28 protein-coding genes and 4 tRNA genes are annotated in these 23,587 nt (G+C 54.5%); 4 read left to right on the top strand and 28 right to left on the bottom strand.

What is annotated here, in order from left to right:
- Positions 1 to 302: 302 nt before the first annotated feature.
- The 20 genes from NQ012_RS09500 to pdxA all read right to left on the bottom strand — a co-directional run bounded on the left by NQ012_RS09500 (position 303) and on the right by pdxA (position 13,773).
- A complete protein-coding gene (locus tag NQ012_RS09500; protein WP_257067353.1) occupies positions 303 to 596 on the bottom strand; it encodes a hypothetical protein in 294 nt (97 codons plus the stop codon).
- Positions 593 to 2,359, bottom strand: a complete 1,767-nt coding sequence (locus tag NQ012_RS09495) for a DUF927 domain-containing protein (protein ID WP_257067352.1) — start codon at positions 2,357 to 2,359, stop codon at positions 593 to 595. Before NQ012_RS09495 ends, NQ012_RS09500 begins: the two co-directional genes overlap by 4 nt.
- Positions 2,360 to 2,406: 47 nt before the next feature.
- The gene (locus NQ012_RS09490) at positions 2,407 to 3,471 is read right to left on the bottom strand and encodes a DUF7146 domain-containing protein (RefSeq protein ID WP_257067351.1); all 1,065 of its coding nucleotides are present in this window, start codon (positions 3,469 to 3,471) and stop codon (positions 2,407 to 2,409) included.
- 12 nt (positions 3,472 to 3,483) lie between these two features.
- Positions 3,484 to 3,804 carry a hypothetical protein gene (locus NQ012_RS09485; RefSeq protein WP_257067350.1) on the bottom strand — a complete coding sequence of 107 codons (321 nt, stop codon included), beginning with the start codon at positions 3,802 to 3,804 and terminating at the stop codon, positions 3,484 to 3,486.
- 247 nt (positions 3,805 to 4,051) lie between these two features.
- Positions 4,052 to 4,237 carry a hypothetical protein gene (locus NQ012_RS09480; RefSeq protein ID WP_257067349.1) on the bottom strand — a complete coding sequence of 62 codons (186 nt, stop codon included), beginning with the start codon at positions 4,235 to 4,237 and terminating at the stop codon, positions 4,052 to 4,054.
- 439 nt (positions 4,238 to 4,676) lie between these two features.
- A complete protein-coding gene (locus NQ012_RS09475) occupies positions 4,677 to 5,264 on the bottom strand; it encodes a hypothetical protein (RefSeq protein WP_257067348.1) in 588 nt (195 codons plus the stop codon).
- Positions 5,265 to 5,291: 27 nt separating this feature from the next.
- Positions 5,292 to 5,873 carry a hypothetical protein gene (locus tag NQ012_RS09470; RefSeq protein WP_257067347.1) on the bottom strand — a complete coding sequence of 194 codons (582 nt, stop codon included), beginning with the start codon at positions 5,871 to 5,873 and terminating at the stop codon, positions 5,292 to 5,294.
- The gene (locus tag NQ012_RS09465; RefSeq protein ID WP_257067346.1) at positions 5,857 to 6,189 is read right to left on the bottom strand and encodes a Mor transcription activator family protein; all 333 of its coding nucleotides are present in this window, start codon (positions 6,187 to 6,189) and stop codon (positions 5,857 to 5,859) included. Before NQ012_RS09465 ends, NQ012_RS09470 begins: the two co-directional genes overlap by 17 nt.
- The gene (locus tag NQ012_RS09460) at positions 6,186 to 6,674 is read right to left on the bottom strand and encodes a host-nuclease inhibitor Gam family protein (protein WP_257067345.1); all 489 of its coding nucleotides are present in this window, start codon (positions 6,672 to 6,674) and stop codon (positions 6,186 to 6,188) included. The genes NQ012_RS09465 and NQ012_RS09460 overlap by 4 nt, the downstream gene beginning before the upstream one ends.
- Positions 6,671 to 6,892: a helix-turn-helix transcriptional regulator gene (locus tag NQ012_RS09455; RefSeq protein WP_257067344.1), complete on the bottom strand. Its 222-nt coding sequence runs from the start codon at positions 6,890 to 6,892 to the stop codon at positions 6,671 to 6,673. The genes NQ012_RS09460 and NQ012_RS09455 overlap by 4 nt, the downstream gene beginning before the upstream one ends.
- A 337-nt stretch (positions 6,893 to 7,229) precedes the next feature.
- The gene (locus NQ012_RS09450) at positions 7,230 to 8,441 is read right to left on the bottom strand and encodes a tyrosine-type recombinase/integrase (RefSeq protein WP_257067343.1); all 1,212 of its coding nucleotides are present in this window, start codon (positions 8,439 to 8,441) and stop codon (positions 7,230 to 7,232) included.
- Between the two features lie 221 nt (positions 8,442 to 8,662).
- A tRNA-Leu gene (locus NQ012_RS09445) sits at positions 8,663 to 8,748 on the bottom strand.
- A gap of 43 nt (positions 8,749 to 8,791) precedes the next feature.
- Positions 8,792 to 9,148 (bottom strand): preprotein translocase subunit SecG, encoded by a 357-nt coding sequence (gene secG / locus NQ012_RS09440; RefSeq protein WP_085365388.1) that lies wholly within the window; start codon positions 9,146 to 9,148, stop codon positions 8,792 to 8,794.
- A gap of 5 nt (positions 9,149 to 9,153) precedes the next feature.
- A complete protein-coding gene (gene tpiA / locus NQ012_RS09435; RefSeq protein ID WP_257067341.1) occupies positions 9,154 to 9,909 on the bottom strand; it encodes a triose-phosphate isomerase in 756 nt (251 codons plus the stop codon).
- 159 nt (positions 9,910 to 10,068) lie between these two features.
- Positions 10,069 to 10,458, bottom strand: a complete 390-nt coding sequence (locus tag NQ012_RS09430) for a hypothetical protein (RefSeq protein ID WP_257067340.1) — start codon at positions 10,456 to 10,458, stop codon at positions 10,069 to 10,071.
- Positions 10,459 to 10,752: 294 nt separating this feature from the next.
- Entirely contained in the window at positions 10,753 to 11,145 is a 393-nt protein-coding gene (rsfS, locus tag NQ012_RS09425; RefSeq protein ID WP_085365385.1) for a ribosome silencing factor, read from the bottom strand.
- Between the two features lie 75 nt (positions 11,146 to 11,220).
- Positions 11,221 to 11,829, bottom strand: coding sequence for a nicotinate-nucleotide adenylyltransferase (gene nadD / locus NQ012_RS09420; RefSeq protein WP_257067339.1), 609 nt, complete (start codon positions 11,827 to 11,829; stop codon positions 11,221 to 11,223).
- Positions 11,830 to 11,833: 4 nt separating this feature from the next.
- Positions 11,834 to 12,412 carry a beta-class carbonic anhydrase gene (locus NQ012_RS09415; protein WP_257067338.1) on the bottom strand — a complete coding sequence of 193 codons (579 nt, stop codon included), beginning with the start codon at positions 12,410 to 12,412 and terminating at the stop codon, positions 11,834 to 11,836.
- A gap of 118 nt (positions 12,413 to 12,530) precedes the next feature.
- The gene (locus NQ012_RS09410) at positions 12,531 to 12,773 is read right to left on the bottom strand and encodes a cytochrome-c oxidase (RefSeq protein WP_257067337.1); all 243 of its coding nucleotides are present in this window, start codon (positions 12,771 to 12,773) and stop codon (positions 12,531 to 12,533) included.
- 19 nt (positions 12,774 to 12,792) lie between these two features.
- A complete protein-coding gene (pdxA, locus tag NQ012_RS09405) occupies positions 12,793 to 13,773 on the bottom strand; it encodes a 4-hydroxythreonine-4-phosphate dehydrogenase PdxA (RefSeq protein ID WP_257067336.1) in 981 nt (326 codons plus the stop codon).
- A 133-nt stretch (positions 13,774 to 13,906) separates the two neighbouring features.
- Between pdxA and zupT the strand changes: the two genes are divergently transcribed.
- Entirely contained in the window at positions 13,907 to 14,716 is an 810-nt protein-coding gene (gene zupT, locus NQ012_RS09400; RefSeq protein ID WP_257067335.1) for a zinc transporter ZupT, read from the top strand.
- A gap of 266 nt (positions 14,717 to 14,982) precedes the next feature.
- Here the strand turns inward: zupT and NQ012_RS09395 are convergent, their stop codons facing one another.
- The 6 genes from NQ012_RS09395 to NQ012_RS09370 form a co-directional block, all read right to left on the bottom strand.
- Positions 14,983 to 15,900 carry a cell division protein gene (locus NQ012_RS09395; RefSeq protein ID WP_257067334.1) on the bottom strand — a complete coding sequence of 306 codons (918 nt, stop codon included), beginning with the start codon at positions 15,898 to 15,900 and terminating at the stop codon, positions 14,983 to 14,985.
- On the bottom strand, positions 15,897 to 17,645 hold the full coding sequence (locus tag NQ012_RS09390; RefSeq protein WP_257067333.1) for a bifunctional biotin--[acetyl-CoA-carboxylase] ligase/type III pantothenate kinase: 1,749 nt from the start codon (positions 17,643 to 17,645) through the stop codon (positions 15,897 to 15,899). Before NQ012_RS09390 ends, NQ012_RS09395 begins: the two co-directional genes overlap by 4 nt.
- The gene (locus NQ012_RS09385; RefSeq protein WP_257067409.1) at positions 17,642 to 18,151 is read right to left on the bottom strand and encodes an adenylyltransferase/cytidyltransferase family protein; all 510 of its coding nucleotides are present in this window, start codon (positions 18,149 to 18,151) and stop codon (positions 17,642 to 17,644) included. The genes NQ012_RS09390 and NQ012_RS09385 overlap by 4 nt, the downstream gene beginning before the upstream one ends.
- Positions 18,152 to 18,325: 174 nt before the next feature.
- Positions 18,326 to 18,401 (bottom strand) — tRNA-His (locus NQ012_RS09380).
- Positions 18,402 to 18,422: 21 nt separating this feature from the next.
- Positions 18,423 to 18,499 (bottom strand) — tRNA-Arg (locus NQ012_RS09375).
- Positions 18,500 to 18,543: 44 nt separating this feature from the next.
- A tRNA-Pro gene (locus NQ012_RS09370) sits at positions 18,544 to 18,621 on the bottom strand.
- A gap of 222 nt (positions 18,622 to 18,843) precedes the next feature.
- Between NQ012_RS09370 and folD the strand changes: the two genes are divergently transcribed.
- A complete protein-coding gene (gene folD / locus NQ012_RS09365) occupies positions 18,844 to 19,701 on the top strand; it encodes a bifunctional methylenetetrahydrofolate dehydrogenase/methenyltetrahydrofolate cyclohydrolase FolD (RefSeq protein ID WP_257067332.1) in 858 nt (285 codons plus the stop codon).
- A gap of 86 nt (positions 19,702 to 19,787) precedes the next feature.
- Here the strand turns inward: folD and NQ012_RS09360 are convergent, their stop codons facing one another.
- Both NQ012_RS09360 and NQ012_RS09355 read right to left on the bottom strand, forming a co-directional pair.
- On the bottom strand, positions 19,788 to 20,237 hold the full coding sequence (locus NQ012_RS09360; RefSeq protein ID WP_085366848.1) for a ClpXP protease specificity-enhancing factor: 450 nt from the start codon (positions 20,235 to 20,237) through the stop codon (positions 19,788 to 19,790).
- Between the two features lie 52 nt (positions 20,238 to 20,289).
- Positions 20,290 to 20,895, bottom strand: coding sequence for a glutathione S-transferase N-terminal domain-containing protein (locus tag NQ012_RS09355; RefSeq protein WP_085366849.1), 606 nt, complete (start codon positions 20,893 to 20,895; stop codon positions 20,290 to 20,292).
- Positions 20,896 to 21,211: 316 nt separating this feature from the next.
- Here NQ012_RS09355 and NQ012_RS09350 point away from each other — a divergent pair, with 316 nt between their 5' ends.
- On the top strand, positions 21,212 to 22,414 hold the full coding sequence (locus tag NQ012_RS09350; RefSeq protein WP_257067331.1) for a family 20 glycosylhydrolase: 1,203 nt from the start codon (positions 21,212 to 21,214) through the stop codon (positions 22,412 to 22,414).
- Between the two features lie 90 nt (positions 22,415 to 22,504).
- A partial coding sequence (locus NQ012_RS09345; protein WP_306440841.1) for a M1 family aminopeptidase occupies positions 22,505 to 23,587 on the top strand: 1,083 nt, incomplete at its 3' end.

Raw genomic sequence — 23,587 nt, 5'->3', positions numbered from 1 at the left:
GCGGTTACCTTTATTTAACAAATTGAAACTTAATAACAAAAAGGTAACCGAAAACATAAATTTACACGGTTACTTGCGGTTACCTTAGCATTCTTTACATTTTAAGTTGTTGATTATAAAAATGTAACCGCGGTAACCGCTAGGTAACCGTTGTTAAATATTGTAGCGGTTACCGCTGGAAATATTGCCATTAAAGGATTTTGATAGTTAATTTATGTAAGTAACCGCGGTAACCGCTAATTTTTCATTTTTTCCTTATAGTGTTTTTTTGTTTTAAAAAAACTGGCAAAATTGCCAGCTTTTTAAGAACATATTTCAATTATGAATGAAATAACCATGTAAATGATGAAAATAATCATGCAAATTGGCAAGATGAATATCAATGATGCCAACCCATAAAACACACCTTTAAACAGCCCCATCATAAGGCCTGTGAACAGCCCGCCGAACCCACTTGCCATCATGCCCGTAGCTGCTTCATAAACAGCAACCCCAATGATGATAGACTGAAAAATAAATGTTATGCCGCTTTCTAAAAAATCGGTTATATCAAAATAATCATCATCGCTGCCTGAGTTGTTCATTTCTTCCATCATTCCCCCATTTCATGCGGTGGTAATGTTCCGCATATCAAAAAGAACCTGCCTTTTCCTTTTAGTTGGTGTTGCCATCGGCCTCCAGCTTTATTGTATTGCAACCATTGGGCATTATGAAGAACATCACACACTTTGGCTTTATCAAAATCTTTGCATATTTCATCTGAAAATACGGCAGGCAGGATATAAAAACAGTCATTCTCTGGCTGTTCGCCTTTCTTTCGGTAACCTGCCAAGTCGTGCGGAACAGAAAAAGACGGCGGATTGGGCAGAATAACAAAACGCTGACTGTCAAAATTACGCTGTGCAAAATTGATAGCGTTTTCCATGATTTTACGGTCTTCAAATTTTCCTGTCCCGTTACGTTCAAACCATGAATCAAAACATTGTTTGATAGCGGGAAATGCCAAGCCTGCGGCAATACCTGTTATCCCATGTCGGGCTGCAAGCTCAAGGGCGGCGGCTACTGCGGCAAATCGGCTGGCTACTGTGCGGGCTTGGCCGTCCATATCGGGCAGGGTTGCCATAAAATCGGCTATCAATTGCCGTGCTTCGGATAAAGCGGCGGGCTTTATAAGCATCAATTCAACAAAAGCCCTGCCTGCGTGGCCGTAATTGCGGCTTGCCGCCTGATTGATGCTTTCGGCTAAATGGCTTCCCTTTTGGTGGCCGTGCAGGGTGTCGAAAATACCAAGCCCTTTTCCTGCATCAGACGGGATAGACGGCAGGCGGGCGGCCTGCCCTGCGTTCCAGTCGGCTTTAGCCGCCTGCAAGAATCCGTCTAAGGGTTTTTCGCCAGTAGATAAAAGCATGATGCGCCATCGCGTCGCTTCACGGTTACCGCCGTCTTTCGCGCCCTGTATTTTTGAAATGCCGTTAATCACGGAATAGGCGGTTTGCGATACATGGCGCGGGTTGGCTTGGCCGATTTCGTCTAAAACCAAAAAACCATCATTGCGGGAATTTGCCAAATTGTTGAAACCGTGGCTTGTTCCCGTCCAGCTTGCCATCAGTTCGGCGGGGCTGCCCCAAACCGACAAGGCGGCGCGGGCGGCGGTTGATTTGCCGTCGCGTGAATCGCCGAAAAGATGGAATCCGCCCGATTCCATGCCTAAAAGGTAAAGCAGCGGGGCGGAAAGTGCCGCGCCTATGGCAAGGCTTAGGCGGCTGTTTCCTGCGGCATAGACGGCCACTTCTTTTTGCCAGTCGGCCAGCGTTCCCGCTTCGTTATAGGCCGCCGCTTGGCTTTTGTCGCCGTTGTAAATCGCGCGAACCCGCGATTTGTAGGCTTCGGAAACGATAATCTGCCCGTTCGGCAAAACATAGGCGCGGGGGCGTTTAATCCAGCCTGATTGTGCCGTGATGCTGTAAGGGGTGTGGCTGCCGTCTGTTTGCAGATAATCGGCCAAAAGTTCGCGTTTTCGGCGGTTTGCCATTATAGCCAGCCCCAAACTTTGCAGCCGCCCCCAATTCGTGCCGATTTCGGCCATCGGCAGGGCGGTAGTAAGCCGTTTTCGGCTGATATTGTCGCGCCATTCGATAATGCGGTAATGGTTGCCTGCGCCGTCTATGCCGTTGCCGATTAGGTTTATCGGGTCTGATAAGCGTATCGGCGGTTTTTCGTGGGCTTTACCGTCTTTATCGGTTTCTACGCCGATATAAAAAACGCCGTTACGGTTACACTCGTAACGCGGCTTGATTTCTGCCGCTTCAAACTCTTGCAGGTTTTGCGCTTGAATTTCGGGGGTGGGTTCGTTTATCATGGTGTTTTCCTTATCGTCTTGGGAATTGTGGGGATTACGGGCGGCCTTTATCGGCTGCCCGTTTTCTTTCGCCTGTTCAGCTCGTCCAGCGCGTCAAAGCCCGCTGTTTCGGGCTGCCATATCTGCGCCTTTATGCCCGCTGTGATTGCCCGTTTTGCCAGCGTATCGGCGGCGTGGCGGCCTGTATTGCTGGTGTCGTTGTCGGCGCAAATAAACAGTTCCAGCGTTTCAGACGGCCACTCAAAGGCGGCCATGCCGTAAGCGGATAGAGCGGCGGCGGCGGGCAGGCCGAAAAGGGCGCGGGCGGCAAGGGCGGTTTCGATACCTTCGGCCACAATCAGGCGGCCTTGTCGGTCGGGCGGGAATAGGTTTACTGCCGCTCCTTTCAGGGCGGCGGGGTAGCGGGATTGCATCTTTTTGGCGGGCAATGGCTCGCCCGTTTGCGGGTGCTTGGCGGCCAGTTTTTGCCATGCGCCGCCTGAAACGGGGTGCAGGTAGGTTTTATGCAAGCCTTGTATTTGGCCGTCAGCGGTGGTGATGGCGGCCAACATGGCGGGGAAATGGCCGATTAACAGCGGCTTTCCGCTGGTGTCGGTTGCCCATAACGGTAGGGCGGGGCAATAGCGGATATTTTCAGCCGCGTGAAAAGCGGCGGCGGGAATGCCGCGCCCTTGCAGGTATAGGGCGGCGGGGTCTTGGCTGTTCAATGGGTCTGCTTCATTCCATACAGCCAGCAAGGCGGCCTGTTTGTCTTGCGGCGGCTCGGCGGGTGTGGGTGGCGGCAAGGGGGCGCGGGCTTGGTGCTGCCCCGCTTGGCCGTCTGAAAATCCAAGCAGGGCGGCCACTTCGCGGGCGGCGGTGGCAAAGTCATAGCCAAATACCAACATCAGCAGGTCAAAGCCGCTGCCGCCCTGCGGGGTGCATTGGTTGCAGATATAGCCGCCGCCCTGTTGGTGGTCGGTGTAGCGGTAGCGGTCTTTTCCGCCGCAATAGGGGCACGGGCAATGTTTGCGGGTGTTCAGGTATTCGCGGGGAATGCCAAGCGCGGCATGGATTTCAGGCCAGCGGCCAGCGGCGGCGGCCTTAAGGTCGGATAAGTCGAAAGGCTTCACGGCTCTGCCCCCTTACGGCTCTTGGCCGCTGGGTTCGTAAACCACGCCTGCAAGCGGGTTTTCCGTCCAGTCGTCGGGGATTGCGGCGGTAGCGGCCTGCTCGGTGCGACGGGCGCGGTGCTGCGCCGCTTGGCCGTCTGAATCGGCAGAAACAATCACGGCGGGCGGCGGGGTGGGCTGATACCGTTGCGCGGCCAGTAGAGCGGTATGCAGGGCAATCAGCGCGGCGGCTAAGGCCAGCATGGCCGTTATCAGAATCTGCCGCGCGGTTTGGCGGCGGGTGTGGTAGCCGATTACCTGTTTTTCGGCAGGCGTTAAAATTGCGGTTTTCATGGCGTTTTACCTTTTTGGCGGCTATCCCCTTACCAAGCGTTTTTGCATCGGTCAGGCGCGTTCCTGACCGCCCTATCGGCGCACTTTATGCAGGTAAAGGGTGCGGCAATCTTACCTATGCCTGTTTTTAGGCATAGGTAAGCGGGTTTGATTGGGATTATTCGGGTTGTGGTCGGCTTTTAATCGCCTGCTCCAGCAGTTCGCTGGAAAATGAAATAGTGTTGAATAGCTGTTCTTCGCGCTTGTCTTAGCCGCGTGAAAAGGTCGAAATGGCGGCAAGCATATCAATTACGCGTTCTATTTGAAGATGGGCGGCTTCATTCAGCAAATAGCCGTCATAATTTGAAAAACATTGCGGGGTTTCGGAATTGCGGAAAGCCGCCAAAGTTTCAGATGCAGGGGAATTTTTAGAAGCAGAAGTTTGATTTTTCATGATGTTGTTACCTTTCTTTCGGGTCTTTCCGCCGCCGCTCACGTTCTCACGCGTGGGGCGGCAGACAAAGGGCAAAGTGTGAGAAACTGGCCGAAAGTACCAGTGGGCATAACGCCCGCTCTGCCCCTGCCTGCCGTTGAAAAAAGGTAAAACAAGGGGAATGCAAATAAAAAACCGCGCGGCAATCAGGTTTTCTAGAAACTCGGTTGCGCTGTGGCGGCTATTTGCCTTTCGATTTCAGCTTCTCACGGCTGGTTACTGGATTTACAGTAACGCGGCCATTATCGCCCGCTGTTTTTCCGTTTGTCAAGCGTTTTTAACTATACATAGCCAAAATGGCACGCTCACTATCGGATAAGGCCGCATTTTGGGCGGGGGCGGTAAGGCTGTTAAACTCAGCTATGGCCGCGTCAAGCTCGACAAGGCGGCTTTCCAGCCCCTAAATTTCTGTTTGCAGGTTGGTAATGGTTTCGCGGCGTTCGCTTACGCTTGGCAGTTCTTCATTGCCCCATTTGTCGCCGTAATGGCTGTTTACGGTTTGCATAATGCGGTCATGTACTGCATCGGGGAAGAGATAACACAAAACTGAAAGGATTCTGTCTTCTTTATCGAAAAAATTCCCGCTCAAAAAGCTGCCGTGCGCTGCCCGCCAATCTGAAAAAATCCAGTTATGGCGCAAAGTGCCGTATTCTTCCTTGCCGATTGTAGAAACTTCCAAAGCTTTCAAGCCCATTTTGTCGAAGCTCTGCTTTTCAATCGGGGCATCTTGGCCGAAACCACGTTTTACGCTGGTTAGGGTGTCGATTAGGCGTTTCTCGGCATCTTCCGCCTGTGCGGCAATGTGTTCTTTCAGCAATAGGCCGAAATCTTTTTTACTCACGGGCAGATTTTCCAAGCGGCCGATTTCGGCTTTCAGCTTGGCGATTTCGGTGGCGGTGTCTTCCCGCTCTTGATGGATTTTTGCCGCTTGGCTTTTAAATGCGGCTAAGGCGGTTTGGGCGGCCTGCACGGCTTTGGCTTTAGTCATGGTTTTTCCTTTCGGGTGGTTAGTTAATCAATAATCGGTAAGATGAAGACAAGCTCTTACGGCCTGTGCATAATCTGCCTGCGGGTGCTGCCGTTGGTATTGGCGGGCTAAAAAATCCAGCTTCTGCGATTCGTTGGCAAACGCTGGGGCGGCTTCGCTGAAATTAATATCGCTCACAAAGGTTAAAAAACCCGCTTGGCCGTCTGAAAAGTTCAGCGGCTGCATATCTTTGATTGCAGGATTGTTCAAAAAGGCTATATGGTTCAGGCTCAATAAACCGCGTATCTTGTCAAAACCTGCGGAAACGGCATGATAGGTGCGGCTTCTGACAAGGTTTAGCAGCTTGTCGGAAACATAGGCATTGGCATAAAGGTTGCCGTTTTCAAACTCCAAACCGCTCACAATGCCCAAAGGCTCGGCGGTGGTGCGCTCCGTACCGTTTTTTACGGCGGGGTGGCCGATATACAGCGGGGCGGCCTTGCGGTGGCGTGCATTGTATTCCCCTGCTACGTTTTGCAGGGTTTCGGGGGTAAAAATATGTTCGTTGCCGTTTGAATCGCGGTGCTTGCCCGTGCGCGATATTTGAAAGCGTTTAAGGGTTAGATTCATGGCCGCCCCCTTTATGCGCTTTGATGATTTTGTAAACGTGTTGAACCGAAACGCCGTATTTTTGGGCTAACTCTCCGCGGGAATATTCTCCAGTTTCAAAATCGGCAATAATGGTAAGGTTGCGTTCTTCCGCATTCAAAGCACTTTGCTTTTTAAAGTAAACCAATTGCCCGCCGAACATTTCAGAAATACCGTCTGAAACCGCCATTGCTGCCGCTGCAACAATCGCGGGGGCTACTCCGCGTTTTTTTAAAACATCGGAAACCTGCTCTTCAATGTGGGTTAAAACTTCGTAACCGCTGATTGTGGTTGTCATGATTCCCCTCCTGTTTCAATGCTTAAAACTTCCCCGCCGCTGATAATGTTCAGGCCTTGAATCGGGGTTTTGATGGCCGCTGCTTCTTTCAGAATGGCCGCCTTGTCCAGTTCTTCTTTCACGCGGATAAATCGTGCCAGTTTGCGGCGTTTCAGGGCGGTAAAAATGGCCGCCATATCACCTGTAATTTCCACTCTTGCGGGCTGTTTACGCCATTTAATGCAGCCGTTGCCAATCTTGGCTGTTTTGGTTTTGCCATTGCCTGTAAGTTCGGCGCGGTTCTGCTCGGCGTAAACGGAAACGGCAGCGCGGATAGCGGATATTTCCGCCATATCGGCGGCGGTTTCTGCTTCGTGTTTGGCCTTCATGGCGGCAATCTTGGTTTTCAGCTTGGCCGCTTTGCTTTCAAGGCGGCTTTCCAGCTTGGCTAGCGTGTTAAAGGCCGTCTGAATTTCGGCGCGGGTGGTGTAGGCGTATGCGGTCATGATTGCGCCCCCGTGCGTGTTGCGGCCAGCATTTCGATATAGGCAGTGATTTCACTTTCCAGCCAACCCGTGATGTTGGCCGAAACCTTGAAAGGCTTGGGAAAGTCGGGGCAGTAGCTGCGGTGTTTCGGGTTGGTTTTATTCCAAACGGCGGCAACGGAAATTCCTAGCCGTTCGGCTACCCGTTTAACCCTGATAATGTTTTCTGATTTATTCATGTTTATTTCCTTTTATTGCTGTTTACGGGAAAGGCAGGCAAAGATTACGGGCTTTGAGCACCAAAACCTTTTAACCCGATTTAAAAAATCTGTTTAATAATCCACAAAAAAACCAAACCGCGTAAATACCTGAAAATGAAACGTTATTTCACTTTTTGAAGTTGTTACACCGCGTGAAACAGCGTTACAAAAATGAAAATCGGATTTTTTAAAAAATCAATCGTTTGAGAAAAAAACACCGTAAAAAAACACCTTTGCAAAGTTTTGAAAAAAAGCGAAAAGCATAAAAAAACCCGCCTAATGGCGGGCATGGTTTGCGGTTTAATTTTCAGACGGCCTAAACGTGGCCGCCTGCGTCAATCAGGGCGCGGGCGGCGTTGTAACGCTCGCGTAAATAGTCTGAATACCATTGCATAAATTCCGCTCTGTGCGGCCAGTATTCCGCCCTGTTGTAAGCGGCTCTGATTTTGTCTTTAGGCACATGGGCAAGCTGCCGTTCGATGGCATCGGGGTTAAATCCCTGCTCGTTCAAAATGCTGCTTGCAAGGCTGCGGAATCCGTGCGGCGTGGCCGTGCCTTTATAGCCTAGCCGCTCGATAATGCGGTTTAGGGTGGCTTCGCTGATAAATCCTGTTGTTTTTGTGCGGCTGGGGAACAGATAAGGGCTGCCGCCTGTGGTGGTTTGAAGTTCGGCCAAAAGCTCAAGCGGCCAATCGGCCAGCGGGATAACGTGGGCGCGGGGTAGCTTCATTCGCTCGGCGGGGATAGTCCACGTTTTGGCGGCATAGTCGATTTCTTCCCATCTGCTGCCGCGTAACTCGGTGCTTCGCACAAATACCAACATAATCAGCAAAACGGCTATACGGTTCTGCGGGTCAATATCGGCCAGTAACAGCCGTCGGAAAAACTCAGTTAGCTCTTCACGCGGCAGGGCGGGCAAATGGCGGGTTTCTGCCTTTGCCAAAAATCCCCGCAACGGGGCGGCGGGGTTGCGGTCTGTTATTTCAAGCATGGCTGCATAGCCGTAAACAGCGGCTATCCATTGCCTGATTTTTTCAGCGGTGGCTGGCGCATTGCGGGCGGCTATGCGCTCGATTACGGCTTTCACATCTGCTACGGCTATACCGTCTATCTGTTGGCCGCCGATATATGGGAAAACGTCTTTTTCAAGGTGGTTCAAAATGCGCACGGCGTTATCAGGCTTCCAGCGGTGCAGATTCTCGCTATGCCATCGGCGCGTTATTGCTTCAAAGGTATTCAGTAGGGCGGCCTGCCGTTCCTGTTTGGCCTGTTGCTTGGCTGCGCTAGGGTCTTGGCCTGCTGCTATCATGCGGCGGGCATTTTCGGCGGCTTCTCGGGCTTCGCTTAAAGAAACGGTGGGATACTTGCCGATTGATAACAGCTTCTCTTTTCCGTTTATGCGGTATTTCAGCCGCCATAACTTCCCGCCTGCGGGTGTAACCTGCAAAAACATGCCCTTACCATCTGCTAGTTTGTATGGCTTGGCGGCGGGCTTGGCATTCTTTATTTGGCGGTCATTTAGCGGCATTTGGGGGTATTTTTTTAGGGGTATTTTACAGATACCCCTAAATATACCCCTGTTTTTTGGTTTATTCAATTAGACGGGATTTTACTGTATTGGATAATTAAGGCTGTCTAAAAATGCCATTAATCGGGCTGTAAGCCTTACTGTGCTTGAATCTTGGTTTATGGCATTAGACGGTATTAGACGTAAAAAAACAGCCCGAAAATTGGGCTGTTTTCTTTTAATGGTGCCGACATCGAGACTTGAACTCGAACGACCTAGGGTCACTACCCCCTCAAGATAGCGTGTCTACCAATTCCACCATGTCGGCAAAAACTGTATTTTTTAAAAAAACTGTCAATATCCAAACGCTGCTATTGGGCTGAGGAAGCGGGCGTTTGCGGTGCGGTTTGCACGGGAGCGCTTTGCTGCGTTTGCGCCGGCTGGCTCTGTTGCACCGTGCTGAAATCCAAGCCGTGTTTGCTTGAATGGGTATTAATGTAAACCATAGCCATGCAGGTAGCAAAGAATACGGTGGCGGCGATGGCGGTGCTGCGGCTTAAAAAGTTGGCGTTGCCGCCCGAACCGAACACGCCTTGGGCGCTGCCGCTGCCCGAACCGAAAGTGGCGCCCGCATCCGCGCCTTTGCCGTGCTGCATCAAAACCAGCACGATAACGGCCAAGGCGGCGAAGATGTTGATAATCCAGATAACGGTTTTAAAGGCTTCCATAATTCCTATGATTCTTGTGCGGCATCAATGATGGCAGTAAACGAGTCGTAAGACAGGGATGCTCCGCCTACCAGTGCGCCGTCTACATACGGCACGGCGAAAATGTCGGCTGCGTTGCCGGCGTTGACGCTTCCGCCGTAAAGAATGCGGATATTAACATCGTTGCCGCATAATGACAAGATTTGTTTGTGAATAAACGCGTGCATGTCGGCAATTTGGCCCGTGGTGGCGACTTTTCCGGTGCCGATGGCCCATACGGGTTCGTAGGCAACGGCGATGTTTTTGGTGTTCAAGCCTTCTAAAATCGAGAGTTGGTGGGCGATTATTTCTTGTTCGCGCCCTGCTTCGCGCTCTTCCAGACTCTCGCCCACGCAAAGCAGCGGAGTCAGCCCCACGTTTAGCACGTTCACCATTTTTTGACGCTGGATTTCGTTTTTTTCGCCGAAATACAGGCTGCGCTCCGAGTGGCCGATCAAAACGATATCCACGCCGATGTCGGCCATCATGTCGGCGGACACTTCGCCGGTGTAGGCGCCGTTATTGGGGAACCGGCTCACGTCTTGCGCGCAGGTGAGGATGCGGTTGTTGAGCACAATCTGCATGGCGTTGTGCAGTTGCAGCAGGTAAACGGTGGGGGCGGCCAAGCCGATAACCACCCTATCGGCCGTGGGCATAATGCGGAAGCGGTGCATCAGTGCGTTATTGTTTTGCAGGCGGCCGTTCATTTTCCAGTTGCCGATAACCCATTTCTTATCCCACATGGTTTGGTGTCCTTCGTTTACTTCGTAACGTTTCGGATTTTAACGCACATCGCGGCAAAAATGTAGCGCGCTGTAATGAATATTGTATTGGCGGGCAATATGCACACAGGCCGTCTGAAACGCTTTCAGACGGCCTGGCAGCGTTATCGCTCTGCCGGTTTATTTGCTTTTGGGCGCTTGTTTTTTCGCATCCAAATCGGCTTTGTATTCGATGATGCCGTAATCGTTGCGCTCGATGGAAACTTCCAGCTCTTGGTTGCGGCGTGTGAATTTCAGGCCGGCATCGTCGCGTTTGATGTCGGACTCCACCACTTTGAAGCCGTGCCGCTGGGCGTGGGCGCGCACTTGGTTGGCCAGCCCTTCCACGCTGGCTTCGTTGCTGCTCACATGAAACTCGGCCTCGAAGTCGCCGCTCTCTCCGCGGTCGGCCTTAATCACTTCTGCGCCGCGCGGCTGGAAAATTTCACCGGGCAGCGGTGCGGCGAAAGCGCTGGCGGAAAACAGCGCCATAATGCCGGTAAGCAGCAGGGTTTTCGGTGTGTTTTTCATTTCGGATACCTCTAGTGTTGCAAAAATGCCTGCTGCAATTTAACCAGCGGCAGGCACCGCGGGCAAGCCGTTATACTTTTTTTTACCGCAATCTGTATTTGGCCGTTTTATGCTTACGCATACTTGCATTCCGAAACCGTGCGGACGGTTTTTCAGACGGCCGCCCCTTGGCTGCGGATACGGTTTCAAACTTTTGCACAACTCCGCTCCGTTTTGCGTTTGCCGGAAAAAATATTTGCCGTCATTTCCATACAGAACGGCGGCAAATATTTTTTCCGGCAATGTCGGGGGCGTTTAATTGTCGGCCGCGTGCCAGGGTTTTTGTGCGCCGGCGTGGAACGAGGGTTTTTCGCCGCCCCACAGAGTGTCGATGTCGTAAAAGTCGCGCACGGCGGGCAACATAACGTGCACCACCAAATCGCCGGCGTCAACTAGCGCCCATTCGCCGCCGTCTTGGCCTTCGCTGCCGAGAATTTCAAAGCCGGCTTCTTTTAAATCAACGGCCACGTTGTTGGCCAGCGCCTTTACTTGGCGGTTGCTGTCGCCGCTGGCAATAATCATGCGGGCGAACAGGGAGGTTTTTTCTTGGGTTTCGAGCACGGTGATGTCTTTGCCTTTGATGTCTTCAAGGGCGTTCACGGCGATTTCAACCATTTTTTGCAAGTCTTGCAATTCTTGTTCGTTCATTTTCGTTTCCTGTTTATTTAAAAGTGTTTCAGACGGCCTAGGGCTGTAAGGTAAATAAGGCCGTCTGAAAAATCGTTAGCGGTAAAGGCCGTGCTGCCTGATATAGGCTTCTACACGCCCGTCTATCAGCCCCGCTGCGCTTTCGCCGTTATGCAGGCGGCGGCGGATTTCGGTGGAGCTGATATCGCAAAGCGGCGCCTGCAACGGTTTCAGGCTGCCGTTTTGCAGGGCCTGCCCCAGCCAGCCTTGCAACTCTTGCGGCGCTTGGGCGATATTGCCGCCGGAGCGGCCGGCAACGGCAATGTGGGTTTGTTTGACCAGAGTCTGCCATTTTTTCCAAGTATGCAGTTTGAGCAGGCTGTCGCTGCCGAGCAGCCACCACAATTGGGCGGAGGGGAACTGCTGGCGGAAAATTTGTACGGTATCAAAGGTGTAGGTTGCACCTTCGCGCACGATGTCGCAGTCGCTGACGGCGAAACGGCTGTCGGCGGCAACGGCCAATTCGGTCATCGCCAGCCGGTGTTTTGCAGGGGTGCGGGTACTTTCTTCTTTGTGGTAGGGGTCGCCTGCGGGCAGAAAAACCACCATGTCCAAACCCAACTCGTCGGCGAAAGCACGGGCGATATGCAGGTGGCCGTTGTGGGGCGGGTCGAAAGTGCCGCCGAAAAGTCCGATTTTTTTCATGAGCTTAAGGTGCTACGGGGCATTCGGCCTTACCGTCCACAATCACGGTGAGTTTGCCGGTGGTGGGGTGGATAACGAGGCCGTGAACGGCAACGTTGTCGGGCATCAGCGGGTGGCGGCGGATGATGCCGACGGTGTGGCGCACGCTTTCTTCTACGTTGTCGAAGCCGGTGAGCCAGCCGTCGAGGTCGATGCCGGCATTTCGCAAGGTGGTGATGCGATCGTCGGGGATGCCGTTTTGGTGGGCATGGTTGAGAAAGGTGCCGGGGCTGAGGCCGCGCATACCGCAATCGTAGTGGGCGATTACCATGATTTCTTTAACTTTCAGCTCAAACACGGCCACCAGCAGGCTGCGCATCACCGAACCCCAAGGGTGAGTAACGAGGGCGCCGGCGTTTTTAATCAGTTTGGCGTCGCCGTTTTTCAGCCCCAGAGCACGCGGCAGCAGTTCGACCATGCGTGCGTCCATGCACGATAAAATCGCCAACTCGCGTTCGGGAAATTTATTGGTGAAAAATTGGGCATATTCGCCCGAATCTACAAATTCTCGGTTGAAAGCCAAAATATGGTCGAGTTCGCTCATGTCGTGTTCGGTTTCATGCTGTGGTTTGCGGCCATTATAGCGGTTTCGGGGCGTGTGTGTGCAAAGAGGCCGTCTGAAAATGTTTCAGACGGCCTGGCCGGGTTGGGAAACCTTGCGTTTATTTTTCCGGCCTGCGTTCGGTTTCCGGCACTTCGCCGGCATCTTTCAACGCATCGTTCACGGTCTGCTCTATCGGGTTGATGCCCGACTGTTCGCGCACGATGGCTTTCTGCCGTTCGCTCAAAGGCGGGTTGACGGCCAACGCTTCTTCTTCGCGTTTGCGTTCGGTTTCTTCAAAGCTCTCGTAAGGCTGGGGTTTGATGTTGGCTGTGTTTGCAGCCGGTTTTCCGTTTGCTGTCATGGGGTTGCCCTTTCTGAGTTCAACGGCTGTTATGGTGCGCCATTTCCAACGCGGTGTCCACCGCCACCATCAGGCTGCCGGAATCGGCTTTGCCTGTGCCCGCCAAATCGAGTGCGGTGCCGTGATCGACCGATGTACGCACGAACGGCAGGCCAAGCGTAATATTCACGCCTTTGCCGAAGCTGGCGTATTTCAACACGGGCAGGCCCTGATCGTGATACATGGTTAACACGGCATCGGCGTCTTTCAGCATAAACGGCTGAAACAGAGTGTCGGCAGGATAAGGGCCGCGCACATCTATGCCTTGTGTGCGCAGATTGTTCAGCGCGGGGGTGATGATGTCGATTTCTTCATACCCGAGATGGCCGCCCTCACCCGCGTGGGGGTTCAGCCCCGCCACCAAAATGCGCGGCGCGGCGATGCCGAATTTTTTTTGCAGATCGCGGTGTACGATTTGCGCCACCGACTCAAGCTGCGGTTGGGTGATGGCGGCGGCCACGTCTTTCAACGGCAGATGGGTGGTGGCCAGCGCCACACGCAAACCGCCCCCCGCCAACATCATCGCCACCTGCCCCGTGCCACTTTTTTCGGCCAAGTATTCGGTGTGGCCTGAAAAAGGCACGCCGGCATCGTTGATAATACCTTTGTGCAGCGGCGCGGTTACCATAGCGGCGAATGTACCGTTTTGAATGCCGTTGTAGGCGGTGTCGAGCAGTTCGAGCACATAAGCGGCGTTTTCAACGTTCAGACGGCCTGCCTCGCACGGGGCTTTCAAAGGGATATGTAACACTTCCAACACACCTTCCTGCTGCCCGGCTGCCAGGTTGAAATCTTGCAAAACAACGGCTTTGCCCAACCGGTCGGCACGCGCCTGCAACAGGGTTTTGTCGCCCAGCACCACTAAGCGGCAGGGCAGCTCGGCGGCGGGCAGGTCGAGGCAGATATCGGGGCCGATACCTGAGGGTTCGCCGGATGTAACGGCAATAACGGGCAAGGGCATTTCGTTTCCTTAATCAGAATCAATGGGTGGCGGCCTGCTATTTTAGCCCATTCTTGCAGAAATTTCCGTTTGAGAACTATTCTCTTTTGTTGAAAAATGGTAGGCTTGCTTTTTTATAGTCAGAGTCGATGCGATGATTGCGGTTACCCTGCAAAATCTAACGGTGGCGTTCGGCATCACCTTGGCCGCCGGGCTGGCAACGGTGCTGGGCAGCGTGTTGGTGTTTTTATCGAAAACACCCAACCCGCGTATGCTCTCGTTCGGGTTGGCGTTTGCGGGCGGGGCGATGGTTTATGTGTCGCTCACCGAAATATTTTCCAAATCACAACAGGCTTTTACCGCGGCCTACGGGCAAAGCATGGGCTTTGCCGCCGCCACTTTCGCTTTTTTGGCCGGACTCGGAGCGGTTGCCTTAATCGACCGTTTGGTGCCCAACCCGCACGACACTTTAGACGCACACGATCCCGAATTTCACGAAAAATCACGCCACCACATCGCCCGGGTGGGTTTGATGACGGCCTTCGCCATCACCGCCCACAACTTTCCCGAAGGGCTGGCCACTTTTTTCGCCACGCTGGAAAACCCCGCTGTGGGCACACCGCTGGCATTGGCGATTGCCGTCCACAATATTCCCGAAGGCATCTCGATAGCCGCACCGGTTTATTTCGCCACCCGCAACAAAGCCTTAACGGTTGCCGCCAGCCTGGTTTCGGGCTTGGCCGAACCGCTGGGGGCTTTGCTGGGTTATTTTGTGTTGAAGCCTTTTCTTTCGGATGCCGTGTTCGGCGCCATCTTCGGCCTGATTGCCGGCGTGATGGTGTTTTTGGCGTTGGACGAGCTGCTGCCGGCCGCCAAACGTTATTCAGACGGCCACGAAACGGTATACGGCCTGACTTCGGGCATGGCGGTGATTGCCTTGAGTTTGGTATTGTTCAACTGGTAGGTACGCACCGCCGCTTAATAGCGGATTGGAAACAGGCCGTCTGAAAACTTTCTTTTCAGACGGCCTGCGATTTTTGTAAAATCCATATCAGCCTTGAAAACATCTGCGTCATGCCCGGGCTTAATCAAAGCATAACGGCGGTTGGGTATTTCAGACGGCCTGAACGGGTTTTGCAAAGATTCCCGTCCGTTTTTCCCAACAAGCTCCGTAAAAAATACCCGGGCAACACCCGGGTATTTTTACTGCTAGGCAAAACGCCCGTTTTCTTATCTGCACGCCCTGCGGTTCAGTTTGCCGTAGCGTGAAACCACTTTTTGGATTTCCTGCGCCGATTTATCGTCCACATCCATAAACGTTACCTGCATTTTAGCCACACTCAGGCCGCCACCGGAAGAAGCGCTGCGCTCTTCCTGTTCGTGGATGCGGGTGCCGCCGAAACCTGCGGTCGCCAAGCGCGAAATCAGCACTTGGGCGGCGGAACGGCTGCCGGTAACACCCACGCTGATGCTGCCTTCGTAAATGCTGCCGCTGAATCCTTTGGCTGCCAGGCTATCGAGCATGGCAGCGGCATCGCCGTCTGCCGAAACCAACACGCGGTAGGTTTTCTGCACTTGGCCGTCCTCACCCGAAGCATTGCGTTTTTCAACCGTGCGCGAAGCGGCGTGCGGCCACTGGCGCAACAGCCCTTTGATGCGGTGGTAATCGTCTTCGTTAAGCGTTACTGATGCGGAAGAGATGCATTGGCTGCTTTCTTTTTTGGCTTCGGCGGCTTTTTGCTGTTCCTGTTCGCGTTTGGCTTTTTCTTTTTCCAGCTGCTCGCGCTTGGCCTTTTCTTCGCGCTCTTTCCGGGCTTTTTCTTCCAGCTCTTTAGCCTCTTTTTCTTTGGCTTCCTGCTCCGCCTTCTCCCGTGCCAACCGCGCTTCTTCGCTTTCGGGTTCGGAAGCGGCCGAAGCGGCGGCTTCCGAAGCAGCGGCGACCGGAGTCGGCACGGCAACCCATTCCGGAGTGGAAACCGCGGCCGGGCGTAAAATTTCTACCGGAGCTGACGGCGGTTGTTGTTGCGGAACACCCACACTCTGTGCAGGCACGGAGGCATTTCTTTGTTTTTCTACGACGCGGCTGGCAACCATTCCTCCAAAAACGATGATGTTTAACGCCACCAGCACGGCAAATAGCCATTTCATTGTTGTTGTATCCAGTTAAGTAAGCCGTAAATGACGAGATTATCTACAATTTTAACTGTATTGTCCAAAACAAATGACGCTGGCAATGCCTGCACCACTTTGGGCGCGCCGCCGCCCGTGATAATCAGGTCGACGGGTTTGTCTGCGCCCACTTTTTCGCGCAACCGCACGTGCATCAGCAATACCGACCCGCAGACGGCATCCATCATGCCGCTGGCCAGCGCGTTGGCGGTGGTGGTGGGAAAGGGATACACGCGCCCTATCGGGCGGTTGAGGTTGGCGGTTTTCAAAGCCATGGCTTCTTTCATCAGGTGGAAGCCCGGCATGATGGTGCCGCCGAGATAGTGGTTGTCGTCGGTGAGTGCGTCCACCGTTACGGCGGTGCCGCAGCTGACCACGACACAGGCGTTTTGTGTGAAACGGCGGCTGCCCAGCGCGTTAAACCAGCGGTCGGCACCGTGCTCGGTGTGATTGCGGTAATGGTTGCGTATGCCCAACGCCTGCGGCATGGAAGACAGCCACTCGACCGGTTGCGGCAATTGCGCGGCGGCTTGGGCTTTTTTAGTTTCGCCGCACACGGCGCTGCCGACAATGCGCACATCATTCCCGCCGCGCTCCTGCCATTCTGTGCCGAGCAGAGCCAAATCGCGGTAGGGTGCGCGGCCGGTGTGAACGATACTGCCGTTTTCCACCCATGTCCATTTCAACTGGCTGTTACCACCGTCGAGCAGCAAATATCTTTCTGCCGTGGCCGTCTGAACGGGGGGGAGATTGTCGCCGGGGCGCAGGCTGATTTCGCCGTTCACCACGATACGCTCGCCGCTTTCGGTTTGCAGCCGCAAAGCACCTTGCTCGGTAATGCCTGCCGCTACGCCTTCATAAACGGTTTCGCCGTTTTGCAACAGGCGCACGGGGCGGTTGTGGTCGCGGTTGGCGGCCTGATATACCGCCAGAAACGGGGCGAACCCGTGCTGCCTGTAACGGCCGAGCACGGTTTCGAGTTCCCGCAGCAAGGCCGACAGCAACGCGGCGGCACTCACGGGCTGTGCGCCGGCGGAAACCGCCGCCTGCACCGAAACCGCATCCTCCACTTCTTTGGGCAGCACGAAATTGATGCCTATGCCTATCACGGCAACGGTTTTGCCGCCGCTGCGCACGGTTTCGATCAAGATGCCGCCGAGCTTGTGCCGCCCCACCACCAAATCGTTCGGCCATTTGATTTGCACGGGCACGCCGAGCTTGGTTAAAGCGGCATGGCAGGCCAAAGCCACAACGGGTGCGAGTGCGCCCAATTCGTGCTGCGGTTGCTCAAACACGCTGCCGAAGCTGAACATCAGGCATTCGCCCAAACGGTTTTGCCACACTTTGCCCTGCCGGCCGCGTCCTCTGCTCTGGCTGTGCGCCAACACCAGCAGGCCGTCGGCTTGCTGCGGTGAGGTTTTGGCCGCTTCCAGCACGATATCGTTGCTTGATGTGCATTCGTAATACAAGGCCGTCTGAAAACCGTGTTGCACACCGATTTGCCGCAACTGTTCTTCGTTGAACACCGCCAGCGGACGCACCAGCCGCCATTGGCCGTCGTGCTGGCGCAGCAGGCCGCGGATGTGGGGCGGCATCTGCTGCCACAACCCGTTAATTTGCTGCGGCTTCACGCCGGCGGCCAAACCCAACGCCGAAACATGTTGCGGCAGGCCGTCTGAAAGTGCGGCCAGCAGTTTCCAATGCTGCGGTTTGAGCGGCATCATTTCTGCCCTGCCCCCTCTGCGGCACGAATTTTTGCCAGCGTTTGAGTGGTGGACGTTTGGTGCAGAAACGGAATCGAATACACTTTACCGCCGCGCGCAAGCGTTTCCGGCGCGCCGACGATTTTTTCCACCGGCCAGTCGCCGCCTTTGACCAGAATATCGGGCTTGACAGCCTCTATCAACACGGCGGGGGTGTCGTCGTCGAACCAGGTAACCACGTCCACACAGGCCAATGCGGCGGCCACGGCGGCGCGGTTTTCGAGCATGTTGATCGGACGGTCGCTGCCTTTCCCCTGCCGCCTCACCGAAGCGTCGGTATTCAGCGCCAACACCAGCGCCGCCCCCGTTTCCCGCGCCTGCGCCAGATAAGTTACATGGCCGCGGTGCAGAATATCGAAACAGCCGTTGGTAAACACCAGCGGGCGCGGCAGCCCGGCGATGCGCGCAGCCAACTCTTCGGGCGGGCAGATTTTGTGTTCAAAAGCAGGCAAAGGCCAGTTGCTCATCATGCGGCTTTCTGAAAAGGATTTAAGATGCCCAAATGATACCGAAGCGGCGCGTTTTGGGAAAGCGGGCACGCAACGGCATTTTCAAGCGGCCGGAAGCCTTACAGGCCGTCTGAAAAGCAAGAATACAAAAGAGAAAACCCGTGCATGCGTTTATACACGGGTTTCGGAATTTGGGGTGGCTGATGGGGCTCGAACCCACGACAACCGGAATCACAATCCGGGGCTCTACCAACTGAGCTACAGCCACCGCAAGAAAACTTGTCTGTTCTGGCACGCCCGACAGGAATCGAACCTGTAACCGCCCGCTTAGAAGGCGGGTGCTCTATCCGGTTGAGCTACGGGCGCGTTGCGGTGTTCGCGCCTTAATCGGGCTTGTTTGTTTCGGGACCTGGTCGGGGCGGTGGGATTCGAACTCACGACCCCCTGTTCCCAAAACAGGTGCGCTAACCAGACTGCGCTACGCCCCGACGAGAAAGCCGAACTATACCGAGGGGCGCGGCAAACGTCAAGCCCTGCCGCCGGCAAAAAGCTTTACGCTTATGCTATCTGTTTCATTTGCTTTATGATTTAGGACACTTGGCCGCGCCGCCGGCCGGCAAAAACTTCAGAAAACAAGTGAAAACCTGCGCCGAAAATGCGATAATCCGCGCTCTTCACCTATTCCCCTGCCAGCAAAGGATATCTCCGCCATGACTGCCCAACTGATTAACGGCAAAGAAATTTCCCAGCAACGTTTAGAAAAAGTCGCCCAAGAAACCGCCGCGCGCCGCGCCGCCGGTTTGCGCACGCCCTGCCTGGCCGTGGTGCTGGTTGGAGACGACCCGGCCAGCGCGGTTTATGTGCGCAACAAAAAACTGGCGTGTGAAAAAGTGGGCTTCAAATCGCTCTCTTACGAGCTGCCGGCAGAAACTTCGCAGGAAGACTTATTGCAATTGGTTGACAGTTTGAACGCCAACCCCGATGTGGACGGTATTTTGGTGCAGCTGCCGCTGCCCAAGCAAATCGACAGCCAAGCCGTGCTCGAGCGCATTCTGCCCCATAAAGACGTGGACGGCTTCCATCCCTACAACGTCGGCCGCCTGGTGGTAAAAATGCCGCTGATGCGCCCCTGCACCCCCAAAGGCGTGATGACCCTGCTCGAAGCCTACGGCATCAACCCCGAAGGTAAAAAAGCCGTGGTGGTGGGCGCATCGAATATCGTGGGCCGCCCGCAAATGCTGGAGCTTCTGCTGGCGCGCGCCACCGTAACCATCTGCCACAGCAAAACCCAAAACCTTGCCGACGAAGTGGCCGCCGCCGATATCGTGGTGGCCGGCGTGGGCATTCCGAACTTTGTGAAAGGCGAATGGATCAAGCCCGGCGCGGTGGTTATCGATGTGGGCATCAACCGTTTGGACAACGGCAAATTGTGCGGCGATGTGGAATTCGATGTGGCCAAAGAGCGCGCATCGATGATTACGCCCGTGCCCGGCGGCGTCGGCCCGATGACGATTGCCACGCTGCTGGAAAATACGCTCCATGCGGCCGAACTGCACGACAAGGCGTAAAACCTTTACGAATCAATGAAACAGGCCGTCTGAAAACCTTTTCAGACGGCCTTGGTTTTTATGGCCGAGACGTTTGGCAAACCGCCCTATTTCACCAGCTTCAACCCTTTTTTGGGTTTGCCGCCGCCGTTTTCGGACGGATCGGCAGGTTCGGTTTCCTGCTGTTCTTTTTCCACCAGATGCAGCGCGTCGCCGCCTTTTTTCTCGCTTTCCGTTTGATAAGGCTCTACTTCAAACCCCATGCCTTCGCCGCTTTCGCGGGCGAAAATGCTGATAACGTGCCCGACGGGAATCCAGATTTCATGCGCCACGCCGCCGAAGCGGGCGGAAAAGTGTATCCATTCGTTGTCTATCGTCAGCGCATGGCTGGCGATGGTGCCGATGTTCAGCACGATTTCGTTGTCGCGCACATATTGCATGGGCACGCGGGTGTGCTCGTTTACCCAGGCAACGATGTGCGGGGTTTGGTTGTTGTCCAAACACCATTCGTAAAGCGCGCGCAGCAGGTAGGGTTTGGTGCTGGTGGTAGTGGTCATGGCGGCATTCCTTTCGATAAAGGCGGCTTCAGACGGCCAACCCCTGCGGGGTTTAACGGCGCATGGCTTTTTCGGCGGGGGTGAGCGCCTCGATGAAGGCATCGCGCTGGAAAATGCGTTCGGCGTATTTCAGAATCGGCGCGGCCGATTTGCCCAGCTTGATGTCGTAGTGATCCAAACGCCACAGCAGCGGCGACAGGGCGACATCAATCATCGAAAAATCTTCGCCCATGATGTATTTGGTTTTGGCGAAAGACGGCGCCAGCATGGTAAGCCCTTGGGCAATGGCTTCGCGGGCTTTGGCCTGCTCTTTGCTGCCTGCCTCGGGCGATTCGAGCACTTTCACGTGGCTGAACAATTCTTTTTCCATGCGGAACAGCACCAACCGGCCGCGGCCGCGCATCACCGGATCGCCGGGCATCAGCTGCGGGTGGGGAAAGCGTTCGTCGATGTATTCGTTAATGATGTTGGATTCGTGCAGAATCAGGTCGCGCTCAACCAAAACGGGCACTTGGTTATAGGGGTTCATGATCGCCAAATCTTCGGGCTTGTTGAAGATATCGACATCTTTGATTTCAAAATCCATGCCTTTTTCAAACAATACGAAACGGCAGCGTTGGCTGAACGGGCAGGTGATGCCCGAATAGAGTGTCATCATAATGGTTTTGCTCCGGCTGAAAACCGCCTGAACGGTTTCAGACGGCCTGTGTGTTACAGAATCGAAAATAAGCGGGATTATAGCCGATTTGCGCCAACCGAGCCAAGAAAATCGTTATAACAATATGTTTTTAAATTGTTTTTATCGAAATCAGCCCGATATACGGCAAGCAGCGGATAAGGGCATAACCGGCTTTCAGACGGCCTGCACCGCCGTTTATGCCGTACACCTAATTAAATTATTAACAAATTTAGCATAATTTAAAAACAATCCGCGTTATAAGTTTCACCCCATACCAAACGTTTAGCGATAACTGATGTTTCCGCAACTGCCCTTTTCACGCTCCCGCCGGCTGGCTGCCGGCCTGATGCTGTTTGCCCTAATCTTCCCCACCGCCGCCTGCCACGGCGCGGAACCCGAGCCGCAAAAAGCGCAATCTGCGCCCGCCGCGGCACAACCCCGGCAGGCAGCCAAGCAAAACGGCCTGATGCTCGACACCGCCCGCCGCTTTTATTCCGAGCGCGAAATCAAAAAATTCATCGACATGCTGGCCGCTTCGGGCGGGCAGTTTCTGCACCTGCATTTTTCCGACCATGAAAACTACGCACTCGAAAGCGCCCTGCTCGGCCAAACGGTTGAAACCGCCAAACGCAGCCGCAGCGGTGTTTATACCAACCCCAAAACCGGCAAGCCGTTTCTGAGCCGCCGGCAGATGCGCACGATTATCCGCTACGCCGCCGCTAAAAATATCGAGATCGTGCCCGAAGTGGGCAGCCCCAACCATATGAACGGCATCTTCACGCTGTTAACCCACAAACACGGCAAAGATTATGTGCGCGCGCTGAAATCGAAAATGGCCGACGACGAAATCGACATCACCCGCCCCGAGAGCGTGGCTTTTGTGAAGGCGCTGATCGACGAAACGGCCGAAACGTTCAACCGCAGCAAGCATTTCCACATCGGCGGCGACGAATTCGGTTACAGCGCCGAGAGCAATCATGAATTTATCGATTATGCCAACACGCTGGCCGCGCATCTGGCGGCCAAAGGGCTGAAAACCCGCATGTGGAACGACGGCCTGATCAACAGCACGGTCGGCAAACTGAACCGCGACATCGAAATCACCTATTGGAGTTACGACGGCAACCCCGCCGACAAACAGGCCGCCCAAACGCGCCGCGCCATGCGCGCCTCGCTGCCCGAGCTGACCGCCAAAGGTTTTTCGGTGTTGAACTACAATTCGTATTACCTTTATTTGGTGCCCAACGGCAAACGCGATTTCGCCCACGATGCCGGTTTTTCGGCGCAAGACATCGAAAAACGCTGGCACTTGGGCGTGTGGGACGGCGAAAACCGCAGCAACGCCACCGCCGACACGGGCAGAATCATCGGCGCCGCGCTGGCGGTGTGGGGCGAAAACACGGGCAAAATGAAAAACGAAACCATACGCCGCAACACCGCCGCCCCGCTCAAAGCCATGATGCGCAAAGCGAATGCAGCATCGGCGACCACGCCCTGAACCCGGCTTTGCAACAGTTGAGGCCGTCTGAAAAACCACGCGGCCGTTATATAATGCCGCTTTTGCCGCCCTTTCGCGAAAGAACCCACAATGAGCAAAACCATACATTATCTGAAAGACTACCAAGCCCCGGCCTACCTTGTTTCTGCCACCGACCTATATTTCGATATCCAAGATGCGCACACCCATGTAAAAGCGCATTTATCGGTGTTGCCGCAGCAGGCGGGCGAACCGCTGGTGCTCAACGGCTCCGCACAATTATTGTCGGTTGCCGTTAACGGCCAAGCGGTAGCAGACTACACGCTGGCCGACGAAAAACTGGTGTTGGCAAACGTGCCCGCAGAGCCGTTTACGGTAACGGTTGAAACCTTAATCAGGCCGTCTGAAAACAAATCGCTGATGGGTTTGTATGAAAGCGGCGGCAACCTGTTTACCCAATGCGAGCCGGAGGGCTTCCGCAAAATCACCTTCTACCCCGACCGCCCCGACGTGATGTCGGTGTTCGCCACCACCATCACCGCCGATGCCGAACGCTATCCCGTGCTGCTTTCCAACGGCAACAAAGTCGGCAGCGGCACGCTTTCAGACGGCCGCCATTGGGTAAAATGGGCCGACCCGTTTGCCAAACCCAGCTATCTGTTTGCCTTGGTGGCGGGCGATTTGAGCCTCACTCGCGACAGCTTCACCACCATGAGCGGGCGCGAAGTGGCCATTGAGTTTTACACCCGCGCCGAAGATGCGGGCAAGGTCGATTTTGCCGTTCAATCGCTCAAACACGCGATGAAATGGGACGAAACCCGCTTCAACCTAGAATACGACCTCGATATCTATATGGTTGTGGCCGTGGGCGACTTCAACATGGGCGCAATGGAAAACAAAGGCCTCAACATTTTCAACACCAAATACGTGCTGGCCGACAGCCGCACCGCCACCGACGCCGACTTCGCCGCCGTCGAAAGCGTAATCGCCCACGAATATTTCCACAACTGGACGGGCAACCGCGTAACCTGCCGCGACTGGTTCCAGCTTTCGCTCAAAGAAGGCCTCACCGTGTTCCGCGATCAAGAGTTTTCCGCCGACCGCATCAGCCACGCCACCTGCCGCATCGAAAACGTTGCCATGCTGCGCGCGCACCAGTTCCCCGAAGACGCCGGCCCCACCGCCCACCCCATC

The organism is Neisseria dentiae, assembly GCF_024580525.1.
GTDB classification, from domain to species: Bacteria; Pseudomonadota; Gammaproteobacteria; order Burkholderiales; family Neisseriaceae; genus Neisseria; species Neisseria dentiae_A.
The sequence above is the reverse complement of the archived record's forward strand: the minus strand, read 5'-3'. Positions and strand labels throughout refer to the sequence as shown.

Bases quoted from the DNA above. Each gene is read 5' to 3' on its own strand.
- NQ012_RS09500 (WP_257067353.1), bottom strand. From the start codon at position 596: ATGATGGAAGAAATGAACAACTCAGGCAGCGATGATGATTATTTTGAT.
- NQ012_RS09495 (WP_257067352.1), bottom strand. From the start codon at position 2,359: ATGATAAACGAACCCACCCCCGAAATTCAAGCGCAAAACCTGCAAGAG.
- NQ012_RS09485 (WP_257067350.1), bottom strand. From the start codon at position 3,804: ATGAAAACCGCAATTTTAACGCCTGCCGAAAAACAGGTAATCGGCTAC.
- NQ012_RS09480 (WP_257067349.1), bottom strand. From the start codon at position 4,237: ATGAAAAATCAAACTTCTGCTTCTAAAAATTCCCCTGCATCTGAAACT.
- NQ012_RS09475 (WP_257067348.1), bottom strand. From the start codon at position 5,264: ATGACTAAAGCCAAAGCCGTGCAGGCCGCCCAAACCGCCTTAGCCGCA.
- NQ012_RS09470 (WP_257067347.1), bottom strand. From the start codon at position 5,873: ATGAATCTAACCCTTAAACGCTTTCAAATATCGCGCACGGGCAAGCAC.
- NQ012_RS09465 (WP_257067346.1), bottom strand. From the start codon at position 6,189: ATGACAACCACAATCAGCGGTTACGAAGTTTTAACCCACATTGAAGAG.
- NQ012_RS09460 (WP_257067345.1), bottom strand. From the start codon at position 6,674: ATGACCGCATACGCCTACACCACCCGCGCCGAAATTCAGACGGCCTTT.
- NQ012_RS09455 (WP_257067344.1), bottom strand. From the start codon at position 6,892: ATGAATAAATCAGAAAACATTATCAGGGTTAAACGGGTAGCCGAACGG.
- NQ012_RS09450 (WP_257067343.1), bottom strand. From the start codon at position 8,441: ATGCCGCTAAATGACCGCCAAATAAAGAATGCCAAGCCCGCCGCCAAG.
- secG (WP_085365388.1), bottom strand. From the start codon at position 9,148: ATGGAAGCCTTTAAAACCGTTATCTGGATTATCAACATCTTCGCCGCC.
- tpiA (WP_257067341.1), bottom strand. From the start codon at position 9,909: ATGTGGGATAAGAAATGGGTTATCGGCAACTGGAAAATGAACGGCCGC.
- NQ012_RS09430 (WP_257067340.1), bottom strand. From the start codon at position 10,458: ATGAAAAACACACCGAAAACCCTGCTGCTTACCGGCATTATGGCGCTG.
- rsfS (WP_085365385.1), bottom strand. From the start codon at position 11,145: ATGAACGAACAAGAATTGCAAGACTTGCAAAAAATGGTTGAAATCGCC.
- nadD (WP_257067339.1), bottom strand. From the start codon at position 11,829: ATGAAAAAAATCGGACTTTTCGGCGGCACTTTCGACCCGCCCCACAAC.
- NQ012_RS09415 (WP_257067338.1), bottom strand. From the start codon at position 12,412: ATGAGCGAACTCGACCATATTTTGGCTTTCAACCGAGAATTTGTAGAT.
- NQ012_RS09410 (WP_257067337.1), bottom strand. From the start codon at position 12,773: ATGACAGCAAACGGAAAACCGGCTGCAAACACAGCCAACATCAAACCC.
- pdxA (WP_257067336.1), bottom strand. From the start codon at position 13,773: ATGCCCTTGCCCGTTATTGCCGTTACATCCGGCGAACCCTCAGGTATC.
- zupT (WP_257067335.1), top strand. From the start codon at position 13,907: ATGATTGCGGTTACCCTGCAAAATCTAACGGTGGCGTTCGGCATCACC.
- NQ012_RS09395 (WP_257067334.1), bottom strand. From the start codon at position 15,900: ATGAAATGGCTATTTGCCGTGCTGGTGGCGTTAAACATCATCGTTTTT.
- NQ012_RS09390 (WP_257067333.1), bottom strand. From the start codon at position 17,645: ATGATGCCGCTCAAACCGCAGCATTGGAAACTGCTGGCCGCACTTTCA.
- NQ012_RS09385 (WP_257067409.1), bottom strand. From the start codon at position 18,151: ATGAGCAACTGGCCTTTGCCTGCTTTTGAACACAAAATCTGCCCGCCC.
- folD (WP_257067332.1), top strand. From the start codon at position 18,844: ATGACTGCCCAACTGATTAACGGCAAAGAAATTTCCCAGCAACGTTTA.
- NQ012_RS09360 (WP_085366848.1), bottom strand. From the start codon at position 20,237: ATGACCACTACCACCAGCACCAAACCCTACCTGCTGCGCGCGCTTTAC.
- NQ012_RS09355 (WP_085366849.1), bottom strand. From the start codon at position 20,895: ATGATGACACTCTATTCGGGCATCACCTGCCCGTTCAGCCAACGCTGC.
- NQ012_RS09350 (WP_257067331.1), top strand. From the start codon at position 21,212: ATGTTTCCGCAACTGCCCTTTTCACGCTCCCGCCGGCTGGCTGCCGGC.